Genomic DNA, 13,230 nt, shown 5'->3' on the forward strand with positions numbered 1-13,230 from the left:
CCGCCTGCAAAAATCAATAAATAACATGTATGAAAATCACTTTTTGGCTTTCAACAACACTGCCACTAAAAGTTAGCTTGCTTTTTATTATAACATTATAGGTTTTCAGGCATTGGCAACACTTACTAATTCATAAAACCCTATTTAATAAAAACAGAATCAATTCTTAGCCATCCTATTTATTTCAGGAAAAAATACCGAAAAAAAACACTAAATTTAAAATAAAATTTAATTCAACCTCTATGAACACAAGTTACCCGCCTCGATCACACTTTAGATTAAATTAATAAGCATCATAAAAAAAACGCGATTTTGATCGCAAAAACCCTAATCAAAAATGCTTAAAAATTCGCCCTGCCACATTACGGAATGTCGTTTCATTTTTTAAAGAATGATTTTTTATTTTTTAACAACCAGTTTGGATTAGCGCCAACAGCGCAAGGAAATAGTCTATGAACAACACCCACGTATTTTCTGCTGGAACCAAAAGTGTACTGGCAGCCATTGTTGCCACCGCGATGATGACTACAGCCGCCCACGCAGCCAGCCTGCAAACCACCAAAGCAACAGAAACAGCCTCAACCGGCTGGGCAACACAGACGACCGGCACCACCGGTGGCGCCAAAGCAGCGTCAGCCAAAATCTATGCAGTAAAAAATATCAGCGAATTTAAAGCCGCGCTGAACGGTTCGGATACCGATCCTAAAATTATCCAGGTCACTGGGGCCATTGATATCAGTGGTGGAAAAGCCTACACCAGCTTTGATGATCAGAAAGCTCGCAGCCAGATCAGCATTCCGTCTAACACCACCATCATTGGCATCGGCAGCAACGGCAAATTTACTAACGGCTCTTTGGTTATCAAAGGCGTGAGCAATATTATCCTGCGTAACCTGTACCTCGAAACGCCGGTAGATGTAGCACCGCATTACGAAGAAGGGGATGGCTGGAACGCCGAGTGGGATGCAGCAGTAATCGATAACTCCGACCACGTTTGGGTTGACCATGTTACCGTCAGCGATGGCAGCTTCACCGACGACAAGTACACCACCAAAAACGGTGAGAAATATGTACAGCACGATGGTTCGTTGGATATCAAGAAAGGGTCTGACTACATCACCGTTTCCTACAGCCGCTTCGAACTGCACGACAAGACCATCCTGATCGGCCACAGTGACAGCAATGGTGCGCAAGACTCCGGCAAACTGCGCGTGACGTTCCACAACAACGTGTTTGACCGCGTTACCGAACGTACCCCACGCGTACGCTTTGGTAGTATTCACGCTTACAACAACGTCTATCTGGGCGATGTGAAGAACAGCACCTACCCATACCTGTACAGCTTCGGTCTTGGCACCAGCGGCAGCATTTTATCTGAAGGCAACTACCTCAATATCGCCAATCTGAAATCAAACTGTGCTGTTGTGAAGTCATTCAATAGCAAAGTGTTCTCCGATAATGGTTCACTGATTAACGGCGGCGATGCCGGATTGGATAATTGCGGCTTTACCGCCTACAAACCGACGCTGCCGTACAAATATTCTGTACAGAAAATCAGCAGCAGCGTTGCCGATAGCATCAACAGCAACGCAGGTTACGGCAAACTGTAATTTTTCTGCCAGAGAAAACCGCGGCCACCTGAAAAAGTGGCCGTTTTTTGCATAGATTCAGTCGCAGGGAAAAACGGTGATCATCATGCTAGCAACGACATGGAAACAGACGCTTTTTCTCAGTTCCCTGTTTTGTCTGCCATTGTCTTTTGCACAGGCTGAAAGTACCACGCCAGCAGCACCGGTTTCCCCCTCTCAGCCAGCATTCAATATCACTACGTTGGCAGCCAATACCTTGATTAGCGGTCAGGTGGCCTATCGTGACATACGCTTTCCTGCCACGTTACTCATCAAAGACCAACGCGGTATAGCGCGCAATGTAACAACCGATCTTCAGGGACGGTTTTATGCCGACGTCTCCTCACTGGTCACGCCCTTGCGCCTGTCTGCCGTTGAAGCTGGCGGACAACATTGCCTTGCAAGCAACCAGCTCCGCGCCGTCTGCCTGAGCGCGTTGGTTCCCCAACTGCGTAACGGCCACGACAATCGCATTAATATCAACCCGTTGACTGATCGCATTCTGTCCGATGTCGCTGCCTCGGCCGGTTATATTGGTCCGCAACAACTGATTGATGCCACTACCTTGCCATCCTTATCGACCACTGCCTGGGAAACCGCTTATCACGAATTCCACACTGGTTTTGATGAGGCCTTAAAACAGGCCGGTATGACTGTTCCAGCCGAGTTCGATCCGTTGACGTATCCAGATGCACTAACGCCAGCCTTCACACAGGTTCTTCAGCTTATCAACCACGCACGCAATTACCACAACGACAGCGGCCAGGCTGGGCACACCGTGTTAACTGACATCACGTTTCGTCCGATCATCGGATTGAATGCCTCCGGCAGTTACGAACCATTGGATCTGACCCGCGCCAGCCAATACCGCAACGCGCTGGAGAGGGCGCATACCCGCATTTTCATCGTTAGCGACTCCACCGCAGCAACCTACGAGAAAGCACGCTTTCCCCGCACGGGCTGGGGCCAGGTATTTGAGCAACAGTTCCAGCCCGACAGTCCTATTACCATCGTCAACGGTGCCCGCTCAGGGCGCAGTTCACGTGATTACTACTACGAAGGTTGGTTCCGCCAAATGGAATCGTTTATGCGACCGGGCGATTATCTGTTTATTGGTATGGGACACAACGATCAAAACTGCGACAGACAGAAAGCTGTTCGTGGTGCAGCGGATGTCGCCAATCTTTGCACCTACCCGAATAACGCCGATGGCAGGCCGCAATACCCACAGGGCAAACCGGAGATGTCCTTCCAGATCTCGCTGGAGCGTTACATCCATTACGCACGGTCGCATCAGATGATACCGGTATTGCTAACGCCAACAGCACGGGTCAAAAATGCCGAAGGAAAGAACGGAACGCCAGCCGTACACAGCCATCTGACAAAACAGAACAAAGCAGGTGGTTATGCCTTTGTTGGCGATTACAGCCAGACCATCCGCGATACGGCCAGTAAGAATCAGGTGCCGTTACTGGATGTGGAAACGGCGACGCTGGCGCTGGCCAATCAGGGCGACGGCCAGCAGTGGCAACAATACTGGCTGGCCGTCGATCCGGAACGTTATCCCTATTACCGCGATCAGGTAGGTAGCCTGACTCAGCCTGATACGACTCACTTCCAGCAAAAAGGAGCGCAGGCAGTCGCAGCGATAGTCGCTGACCAGATTAAGGCAACGCCCTCACTGCGAGAATTGGCAGACAAGCTGCAGGCCACTGGGCGGTAATGTTGAGCAAGAAGAGATTATAGGACGCTACTCGTGCATAAAGCACCTGGACTTCAGTTACCCACCACTAAAGGAATATGTGTATGTTAAAAACGATCACTGGAACCCTCGCACTGTCGCTGATTATCGCTGCCAGCGTACATCAGGCACAGGCTGCGACAACTTACAACGCGGTAGTATCAAAATCCGCCAACGATGGCAAAACGTTCAAAACCATTGCTGATGCCATCGCCAGCGCGCCAGCCGGCAGTACGTCATTTGTAATTCTGGTCAAGAACGGCATCTATAACGAGCGCCTGACGATTACCCGTAATAACCTGCATCTGAAGGGTGAAAGCCGTGACGGTACAATCATTGCAGCCGCCACCGCGGCAGGTACGCTGAAGTCAGACGGCAGCAAATGGGGAACAGCAGGCAGCAGCACTGTCACGATTAGCGCTAAGGATTTTAGCGCCCAATCGCTGACGATTCGCAATGACTTTGACTTCCCGGCTAATCAGGCCAAGAGCGACAGCGATAGCAGTAAAATCAAAGATACTCAGGCAGTCGCGCTGTATGTCACCAAAAGTGGCGACCGCGCCTACTTCAAAGACGTCAGCCTGATCAGCTATCAGGATACACTGTATGTTTCCGGTGGCCGCAGCTTCTTCTCTGACTGCCGGATCAGTGGCACCGTTGACTTCATTTTCGGCGACGGCACCGCGCTGTTCAACAACTGCGATCTGGTATCTCGCTATCGTGCCGATGTGCCAAGTGGCGTCACGGGTTACCTGACTGCTCCCAGCACCAATATCAATCAGAAGTACGGTCTGGTGATCACCAACAGCCGTGTGATTAGGGAAAGTGACTCAGTGCCAGCTAAAAGCTACGGACTGGGCCGCCCCTGGCACCCAACAACGACCTTCTCCGATGGACGCTACGCCGACCCGAACGCTATTGGGCAGACCGTGTTCCTGAACACCAGTATGGATAATCATATTTATGGCTGGGACAAGATGTCCGGCAAGGACAAAGACGGCAACACCATCTGGTTCTACCCGGCAGATTCTCGTTTCTTCGAGTACAAATCCTATGGTGCGGGTGCGGCAGTGAACAAAGATCGCCGGCAACTGAGCGACGCCCAAGCCGCAGAGTACACCCAAAGCAAAGTACTGGGCGACTGGACACCGACATTACCCTGATACCTGCATCTGATACAACACAGCCAGCCGATAACGGCTGGCTGTGTTTTGCTGCATCACCAACAACAGGTTGTCAGATGGCGGTTTCGTCCTCTTCGCCAGTGCGGATACGAATGACACGCGCCACATCAAAGACAAAGATCTTGCCGTCGCCAATCTTGCCTGTCTGCGCAGTACGCATGATAGTTTCCACACAAGTATCAACGATATCGTCAGACACCACGATCTCAATTTTTACTTTCGGCAGAAAATCCACCATGTATTCCGCGCCACGATACAGCTCGGTATGGCCTTTCTGGCGTCCGAATCCTTTTACTTCCGTTACCGTCATCCCGGTGATACCGACCTCGGCTAACGCTTCACGTACATCATCAAGTTTGAACGGTTTAATAATCGCATCAATTTTTTTCATGGTGGAATCCTAATCATCACTATGTAGCGGCCAGAGCCAGCACGGCGAAATCATGACCTGCCATGCAATTCACAATAACTTAACACTATTCTTTAAAATCATTGGCGTCCAGTTCATGCCGCGCCAACAGTTTATAAAATTCAGTACGGTTTCGCCCCGCCATACGTGCCGCCTGCGTCACATTGCCTTTAGCAATTTGCAGTAATTTTCGCAGATAATTAAGCTCAAACTGGTTACGTGCTTCAACAAACGTCGGCAACGCCGTATTTTCCCCTTCCAGCGCTTGCTCCACCAACGCATCGCCAATGACCGGTGCACTGGTCAGTGCGACGCACTGCTCAATCACATTCACCAATTGCCGCACGTTCCCCGGCCAGCTTGCCGTCATCAGGCGCTTCATGGCATCAGTCGAAAAACTACGCACAAAAGGCTTATGCCGGGCCGCCGCCTCACGCAGTAAATGGTTAGCTAACAAAGGAATATCCTCGGCTCGCTCATGTAATGCCGGCAGTTTGAGATTAACCACATTGAGACGATAGTAAAGATCCTCTCGAAACTCGCCTTTTTCCATCGCTTTGGGCAAATCCCGGTGCGTCGCAGAGATGATCCGTACATTGATATCCATATCCCGATTACTGCCCAGCGGTCTGACCTTGCGCTCCTGCAATACACGCAACAACTTTACCTGCAAGGCAAGCGGCATATCGCCAATTTCATCAAGAAACAGCGTCCCACCCTCCGCCGCCTGAAATAAGCCTTCACGCTGGCTGACAGCGCCGGTAAATGCCCCTCTGGCATGGCCGAATAGCTCGGATTCCAGCAAAGGCTCCGGCAATGCTCCGCAGTTGATGGCAATAAATGGTCTTCCAGCGCGGGGGCTGGCTGCATGAATCGCCTGCGCCAGTATCTCTTTTCCGGTACCGCTCTGGCCGTTAATCAGCACACTGACATCTGACTGCGCCACCATTTTGGCTTGCTCAAGCAAGCGTTGCATAATCGGGCTGCGCGTTACTACCGCGGCACGCCAGCTTTCATCACTTGTCGGCGGCGACAGTTTCAGCGCATCATCAATCGCTTTATATAATGCATCACGATCAACCGGTTTAGTCAGAAAACTGAATACACCCTGCTGTGTTGCCGCCACAGCTTCAGGGATAGAACCATGCGCAGTCAGGATAATCACCGGCATCCCTGGCTGATTTTTCTGGATTTCAGCAAACAAGGCCAAACCATCCATTTCATCCATGCGCAAGTCACTGATCACCAGATCGATTTTTTCCCGCAACAACAATCGCAACGCATCCTGACCACTGGCTGCCGTGGTGACGGTAAATCCTTCACTGGTCAGACGCATCCCCAACAATTTCAACAGGCTGGGATCATCATCCACTAATAGCAGGCTGGCGGACTTTCGGGTGGTCATTCGCTTTTCATTCCTTTTTTCACCACAGCAGGCGGTGTTTCACTCTCACCGTTTTTTACCCGACGACTCTCGCCATCTGGCAAATCGCTCTGCACCGGTTTGCGCGATGAGAGCTGACGTTCAATATCGGTCAGATTTTCCAGTTTACGCGTGGTGGTTTCCAACTGAGACTGTAATTGATTTTGCTGCTCATGCATCATTTCCAGCTGCTTGTCGTTGTTTTCCTGAGTACGCTGGAAACGCTGGCGCTCATCAGACAGAGTCAACATCAAATTCTGTTTATCCAGCCAGAGCTGAAACAGCGGCAACAATGTCAGCGGCACATTTAACCGATGACGGCTTAGCTGTTCAATAATCTGATGACGCTCCTGCGCCGTGGTTTCGGCATTGTCCAGCAAGATGGCCTGACGGAACAAACCGCTCCAGTCATTTTCTCCCACCATCAGTGTCTGCTGGCGGGCCTGTGTCGGCGTCATGCGCGCAGCACAGTCCATCACACGCAACCAGTACAGTGCATTATTCATCGCATCGGTGCTGTGGAGTTGCCACAATTGCTCACACGACATGGTGCGATAATCCGCCACCTGCTCTTTAGGCAGGCTGACGATATCAGCCACTCGCTGCCCGGCAGGCCGGTTATCACTATCCTGAGCACAACCAGCCAGCAAAAATAGCAATGGCAAGCCAGCCAGCAACGTTTTCAGCGCGGCAATCGCCTCCGGGCCGGACAACGACACCACCGGCCCTCGGAACAGCAGGAGGCTTAACAACCGTGCAATCATGGCTAATTCTCAGTGTTCAATGGTAATTCAATACGAAAACAGACATCGGCATACTCTACCGTGACCAGATTCAGTTCACCCTGCATACGACGGATGCAATCCTGCGCAATGCTCAGTCCCAAGCCACTCCCTTTTACTGCACCTTTACGCTGGTGAGTACCTTGATAAAAAGGCTCGAAGATCATGCTTTTATCCGACTCAGGAATAGGAGAGCCGCTGTTGGCGACATCAATTTGAACCCGGTTCTCAATTTGACGACTGCGAATCCAAATGTTACCGGATTCCCGGCCATAGTGCACCGCATTGGAATAGAGATTATCTATAACCCGCATCAACAACGTGGCTTCCGCCCGGCACGCTGGTGCATCCAGTTCAATGTGCGTTTGCATTAGCTTGCTGCGAGCCGGCAGGCTGTGCGCGCAGACAACCATATTGACGATGTCGTTGATATCCACTCGCTCCAGCCCCGCCGGTGCATCCGCTAGTTTTCGGTTATAGTCGAGTAATTGCTCAATCAGTTGCTGCAAATGGCGGCTGCTGTTATCAAGAATCGCCACCACCTCTTTTTGGTCTACCGTCAACGTGCCAACCACTTCGTCGGCCAGCAGCGCCGTCCCTTCACGCAAACTCGCCAGCGGCGTTTTCAATTCATGAGATAAATGACGCAAAAACTCGTGACGCTGCGCTTCCAACCAGGAGAGGCGTTCGCTTAGCCAGATGATCCGTTGCGCCAGAGAACGGATTTCCGTCGGCCCTCTGAAACTGGCAAGCTGGCCTAGCGGACGGCCTTCTCCCAGCCGATTGATCATCCGCTCAACGCCTTTCACCGGTCCGATTATCATCCGGGTAAACAACACTACCAGCAGTACGCTAACCAGAAACAGCATCAAGGTTTGCCAGCCGAAGAAACGGCCTCGTTCAGCAATGTCTTGCTGCAACTGCTGCCCACGCGAGAAGATCATCTCACGAGTCACCTGCACCATCTGAGCATTAGTACGCGAAAAATTATCCAGCACCGTAACCGATGCCGCAGCAGGGCCGTTGTTTTGGCACCGGATCTCAGCCAGTTGCGTCAGATACTGTCGCAGGTTCTGATAATAAGAGGGATCAGGCAGAATCGGTGCATGAGCGTCCAGCATCTGGGAGTACTGCTTACGCTGGTTCTGATACAACTGTGACAGGGTCGGATCTCCCAGCACACAAAACTGGCGATAACTACGTTCCATGCTGATAGCCGTACTGGTCATGGCTTCGCTGCGCCGGGCATCGGCCAGTGTGGTGTTATTAATTCCAGCCGCCTGTTCACTGAGGTGATCTAAACTCTCATAAGCCTGATAAGCCAGTACCAGCAGCGGCAGCAAAACCAGCAGGAATGCCATAATGACTAATTGCCGCAAAGAGCGTGGAAAAAAACGCCAACGTTTCAACGAAATCATATCGTTACCTGCCAGAGCACTCCGCTTGATACACCGCTCATCATAACGCGCCATTGTACGCGTTATCCGTATCACCTCAAAAGCAGCGTGCTGTATCCCGGAAAATCATTCGCAATCATCTCATTTGGTAATGCAAAACGCTGCCACCAGATGCGGACAGGCTCACAATATGACGCCGGGCATAACTATATGCAGGATGCAGGCCCATGCAGGCCCCAAAAAGCAAAACCCGGTCACACAGTAACTGTCTGACCGGGTTTCTGAATAGGCGGTGCCTCACTCAACGTGTCGCCCAATGTTCGATAAAGCCCAAAGGCAATTATCAATAATGCTGGACGATAGGCACCTTATCTTTTGGCATCATTCCAGGTGTTATGAGCATGAATTTAGCATTCGCATCATAACCAGTTGAATGAGCAGCGCGCTTATTATGCACTTGTTGTGCCAGTTATCAAACACAAATCACAAAAATATGAAATTAAATGAAAAATAAAATCATCACACCATGGATTTTCAGAACACGGCACGATTCATCCGTTTAGGCCGGTGAAAATTTTGCTTTTTGTCGCTAAAAAAAGACACCCTGGTGCTCATTAAAAATAATCATTTAAAATCAAAAAAATAAACGTCTCCTTTTTGAGACAAAAAAATATATCACCGTCGCTGATTTGAGACAAAAAATAAAGGGACCGGAGTCCCTTTATGATCAATACATTACGTTATTACATCACCCCAACTGGCGGCGTGCATTACGGAACATACGCATCCACGAGCTATCTTCGCCCCACTCTTCCGGGTGCCAGGAGTTACTCACGGTACGAAACACTCGCTCTGGATGCGGCATCATGACTGTAGCACGACCACTGGCGCTGGTTACCGCAGTGATGCCATTCGGCGAGCCGTTCGGGTTAGCCGGGTAATCTTCCGTTAACTGACCGTAATTGTTCACGTAACGCAGCGCCACCAACTGATGTTGTTCCAGCGCAGTCAAATGACTGCCGTCACGAACCTCTACACGACCTTCACCATGAGACACGGCGATAGGCATACGAGAACCGGCCATATCCTGCAGGAACAGCGATGGGCTATTGGTCACTTCAACCAGACTGAAACGTGCTTCAAAGCGGTCTGATTTATTGCGTACAAAGCGCGGCCAGTGCTCCGCCCCTGGAATCAGCTCACGCAGGTTAGACATCATTTGACAGCCGTTGCATACCCCCAACGCCAGCGTTTGTGGGCGCAGGAAGAAAGCAGCGAATTCATCGCGTACCCGATCATTAAACAGAATGGATTTCGCCCAGCCTTCACCCGCACCCAGCACATCACCGTAAGAGAAACCACCACAGGCGACCAGCGCCTGGAAGTCCTGCAGATTACGGCGACCAGCGAGTAGATCGCTCATATGAATATCAATGGCATCAAATCCGGCACGATGGAACGCGGCAGCCATTTCCACATGAGAGTTGACGCCCTGCTCACGCAACACCGCTACTTTCGGACGCGCCTGACGGCTGATGAACGGTGCGGCGATGTCTTCGCGCAGGTCGAAAGTCAGTGCAACATTCAGCCCTGGATCATTGTCATCAGATTTGGCGTGATGTTCCTGATCAGCACACTGCGGATTATCGCGCAAACGCTGCATCTGCCAGGTCGTTTCAGCCCACCAGGTACGCAGCGTCGTACGGCTTTCGTGGTACACCACCTCATTACCGCTGTGAATGATGAAGTGATTACTGGCTTCCGCCTGCCCCAGATAATGCACGCAATCCGCTAACCCCTGCTCAGCCAGTACTTGCTCCACTTCGGCGCGGCGGGAAGCTTCTATCTGGATAACCGCCCCCAGCTCTTCATTGAACAACACCGCCAGCGCATCTTCGCCCATGGAACGGATATCCGCTTTGATGCCACAGTGCCCGGCAAACGCCATTTCCGCCAGTGTGACCAGCAGACCACCATCTGAACGGTCGTGGTATGCCAGCAGCGCCTTGTTCGCTACCAGTGTTTGCATTGCATTAAAGAAGCCAGCCAGTTGCGCCGGATTACGCACATCCGCCGTTTTACGCCCCAGTTGGCGATAGACCTGAGCCAGCGCCGTCGCACCCAGTGCGTGATGGCCGGCTCCCAGATCAATCATCAGCAGCACGTTGTCCTTGTCGGTACGCAGTTGTGGCGTCACGGTATGTCGCACATCTTCGACACGGGCAAACGCGGAAATCACCAGCGACAGCGGCGCGGTTACCGACTTATCTTCACCGTTTTCCTGCCAGCGAGTTTTCATCGACATAGAGTCTTTACCTACCGGAATGGTCAATCCCAGCGCAGGACATAGCTCTTCGCCAACCGCCCGTACTGCTTCATACAGGCCGGCATCTTCGCCCGGATGCCCGGCTGCCGCCATCCAGTTCGCGGATAATTTCACCCGTTTCAGGTCGCCAATATGCGTTGCCGCAATGTTAGTGAGCGCCTCCCCCACCGCCAACCGCGCCGAAGCGGCGAAGTTACGTAATGCGACCGGCGCACGTTCGCCGATGGACATGGCTTCACCGTAGTAACTATCCAGACTGGCGGTAGTCACCGCACAGTCCGCCACCGGCACCTGCCACGGACCGACCATCTGGTCACGCGCCACCATCCCGGTTACCGTACGGTCGCCGATGGTGATCAGGAAGGTTTTTTCGGCCACTGCGGGCAAATGCAGCACACGCTCAACCGCGTCCGCCAGATAAATGCCTTCTCGATTCAACGGCGTGCCTTCCACGTTCTTACGTTCAACATCACGCAGCATTTTCGGCGTTTTGCCCAGCAATACGTCCAGCGGCATATCGATAGGCTTGTTGTTGAAATGACGATCATTGAGCGTCAAATGCTGTTCTTCAGTCGCCTCGCCAATGACGGCATAAGGTGCACGTTCACGGCGGCAGATTTCATCGAACTGCGCCAGCTGTTCCGGCGCTACCGCCAGCACGTAACGCTCCTGCGATTCGTTACACCAGACTTCCAACGGACTCATTCCCGGTTCGTCATTGAGAATGTCGCGCAGTTCGAAACGACCGCCACGCCCACCATCGCTAACCAGTTCCGGCATAGCATTCGACAGGCCGCCCGCCCCCACATCATGGATAAACAGAATCGGGTTCTGCTCGCCGAGCTGCCAGCAGCGATCAATCACTTCCTGACAGCGGCGTTCCATTTCCGGGTTATCGCGCTGTACCGAAGCAAAATCCAAATCTGCATCAGACTGGCCTGATGCCATGGAAGACGCAGCGCCACCGCCCAGCCCGATATTCATCGCCGGTCCGCCCAGCACAATCAGTTTGGCGCCAATACTGATCTCGCCTTTCTTCACGTGTTCCGCGCGGATGTTGCCGATGCCGCCCGCCAACATGATAGGTTTGTGATAACCACGCACTTCGACGCCGTTATGGCTGTCCACCGCTTCTTCATAGGTACGGAAATAACCGGTCAGCGCCGGACGACCGAATTCATTATTGAAAGCCGCGCCCCCCAGCGGACCGTCGGTCATGATGTCCAACGCGCTGACGATACGGTCCGGCTTACCGAAATCCTGCTCCCACGGTTGGATAAAACCGGGTATACGTAGGTTAGATACCGAGAATCCGACCAGACCGGCTTTCGGTTTCGCGCCACGACCAGTGGCACCCTCATCGCGGATTTCACCGCCGGAACCCGTAGCGGCACCCGGCCATGGTGAAATAGCGGTCGGGTGGTTATGGGTTTCCACCTTCATCAGGATATGTGCCTGTTCCTGATGGTAAGCGTAAGCGCCCTGTTGATCAGGGAAGAAACGCCCTACCGCCGATCCTTCCATCACTGCGGCGTTATCTTTATAGGCAGACAGAACGTAGTCCGGCGTGTGCTCAAAGGTGTTTTTGATCATCTTGAACAGCGACTTAGGCTGAGTTTCACCATTGATGACCCAGTCGGCATTGAAGATTTTGTGACGGCAGTGCTCAGAATTCGCCTGAGCAAACATGTAGAGTTCAATATCGGTTGGATTGCGCCCCAGTTTGGTAAAAGCATCCAGCAGATAATCCATTTCGTCGTCGGCCAGCGCCAGCCCCAGACGCAGGTTGGCTTCTTCCAGCGCAGAGCGGCCTTGCAACAAAATTTCCACCCGTTTCAACTGGGCAGGCTGATGCTGAGAAAACAGCAGATTGGCCTGTTGCAAGTCGTCAAATACGCTTTCCATCATACGGTCGTGGAGCAGTGCCGCCAGTTCTTTCCACTGCGCATCACTTAACGTGGGCGCATGGATATAAAACGCCAGACCGCGCTCCAGGCGTCGAATTTTCTGCAGACCGCAATTGTGTGCGATGTCGGTTGCCTTGGAAGACCACGGAGAAATAGTGCCTGGGCGTGGAGTGACCAGAATCAGCCGTCCGGTAGGTTCGTGCTCTGCGAGAGAGGGCCCGTATTTCAGCAGGCGGCTCAGCCGTGACTGTTCTTCATGGTTTAGCGGAGCGTTCACATCGGCGAAGTGGACGTATTCGGCATAAATGTCGCTAACGGGCAAGTGATGCTCTTTGCACCGGGCCAACAGTTTATTGATGCGAAAAGCCGATAAGGCGGGTGAACCACGCAGTATTTCCATCATCTAAATTTCTCTCGTCTTCGAGGCACCGGA

Annotated in this window: 8 protein-coding genes; 3 read left to right on the top strand and 5 right to left on the bottom strand. The window is 52.1% G+C overall.

Translation table 11 applies throughout. The annotated features are described in order from the left end of the window. The first annotated feature begins 452 nt into the window (after positions 1–452). The 3 genes from Dpoa2040_RS15915 (at position 453) to pemA (ending at position 4,532) form a co-directional block, all read left to right on the top strand. On the top strand, positions 453–1,610 hold the full coding sequence (locus tag Dpoa2040_RS15915; protein ID WP_042872131.1) for a polysaccharide lyase: 1,158 nt from the start codon (positions 453–455) through the stop codon (positions 1,608–1,610). 85 nt (positions 1,611–1,695) lie between these two features. Next, a complete protein-coding gene (gene paeY / locus Dpoa2040_RS15920) occupies positions 1,696–3,351 on the top strand; it encodes a pectin acetylesterase PaeY (protein WP_168641884.1) in 1,656 nt (551 codons plus the stop codon). A gap of 83 nt (positions 3,352–3,434) precedes the next feature. Then, the gene (pemA, locus tag Dpoa2040_RS15925; RefSeq protein WP_168641885.1) at positions 3,435–4,532 is read left to right on the top strand and encodes a pectinesterase PemA; all 1,098 of its coding nucleotides are present in this window, start codon (positions 3,435–3,437) and stop codon (positions 4,530–4,532) included. 73 nt (positions 4,533–4,605) lie between these two features. Here the strand turns inward: pemA and glnB are convergent, their stop codons facing one another. The 5 genes from glnB to purL form a co-directional block, all read right to left on the bottom strand. Then, positions 4,606–4,944, bottom strand: a complete 339-nt coding sequence (gene glnB, locus Dpoa2040_RS15930; protein WP_042872135.1) for a nitrogen regulatory protein P-II — start codon at positions 4,942–4,944, stop codon at positions 4,606–4,608. An 85-nt stretch (positions 4,945–5,029) separates the two neighbouring features. Then, the gene (gene glrR, locus Dpoa2040_RS15935; RefSeq protein WP_042872137.1) at positions 5,030–6,367 is read right to left on the bottom strand and encodes a two-component system response regulator GlrR; all 1,338 of its coding nucleotides are present in this window, start codon (positions 6,365–6,367) and stop codon (positions 5,030–5,032) included. After that, positions 6,364–7,149 (bottom strand): two-component system QseEF-associated lipoprotein QseG, encoded by a 786-nt coding sequence (gene qseG, locus Dpoa2040_RS15940; protein WP_146411093.1) that lies wholly within the window; start codon positions 7,147–7,149, stop codon positions 6,364–6,366. The genes glrR and qseG overlap by 4 nt, the downstream gene beginning before the upstream one ends. Positions 7,150–7,151: 2 nt before the next feature. Continuing rightward, positions 7,152–8,585, bottom strand: coding sequence for a sensor histidine kinase KdpD (locus Dpoa2040_RS15945; RefSeq protein WP_168641886.1), 1,434 nt, complete (start codon positions 8,583–8,585; stop codon positions 7,152–7,154). Between the two features lie 727 nt (positions 8,586–9,312). Further along, on the bottom strand, positions 9,313–13,197 hold the full coding sequence (purL, locus tag Dpoa2040_RS15950; RefSeq protein WP_168641897.1) for a phosphoribosylformylglycinamidine synthase: 3,885 nt from the start codon (positions 13,195–13,197) through the stop codon (positions 9,313–9,315). Positions 13,198–13,230: the final 33 nt, after the last annotated feature.

The sequence above is a fragment of the Dickeya sp. CFBP 2040 genome (assembly GCF_012273755.1).
GTDB classification, from domain to species: Bacteria; Pseudomonadota; Gammaproteobacteria; order Enterobacterales; family Enterobacteriaceae; genus Dickeya; species Dickeya poaceiphila.

Bases quoted from the DNA above. Each gene is read 5' to 3' on its own strand.
- Dpoa2040_RS15915 (WP_042872131.1), top strand. From the start codon at position 453: ATGAACAACACCCACGTATTTTCTGCTGGAACCAAAAGTGTACTGGCA.
- paeY (WP_168641884.1), top strand. From the start codon at position 1,696: ATGCTAGCAACGACATGGAAACAGACGCTTTTTCTCAGTTCCCTGTTT.
- pemA (WP_168641885.1), top strand. From the start codon at position 3,435: ATGTTAAAAACGATCACTGGAACCCTCGCACTGTCGCTGATTATCGCT.
- glnB (WP_042872135.1), bottom strand. From the start codon at position 4,944: ATGAAAAAAATTGATGCGATTATTAAACCGTTCAAACTTGATGATGTA.
- glrR (WP_042872137.1), bottom strand. From the start codon at position 6,367: ATGACCACCCGAAAGTCCGCCAGCCTGCTATTAGTGGATGATGATCCC.
- qseG (WP_146411093.1), bottom strand. From the start codon at position 7,149: ATGATTGCACGGTTGTTAAGCCTCCTGCTGTTCCGAGGGCCGGTGGTG.
- Dpoa2040_RS15945 (WP_168641886.1), bottom strand. From the start codon at position 8,585: ATGATTTCGTTGAAACGTTGGCGTTTTTTTCCACGCTCTTTGCGGCAA.
- purL (WP_168641897.1), bottom strand. From the start codon at position 13,197: ATGGAAATACTGCGTGGTTCACCCGCCTTATCGGCTTTTCGCATCAAT.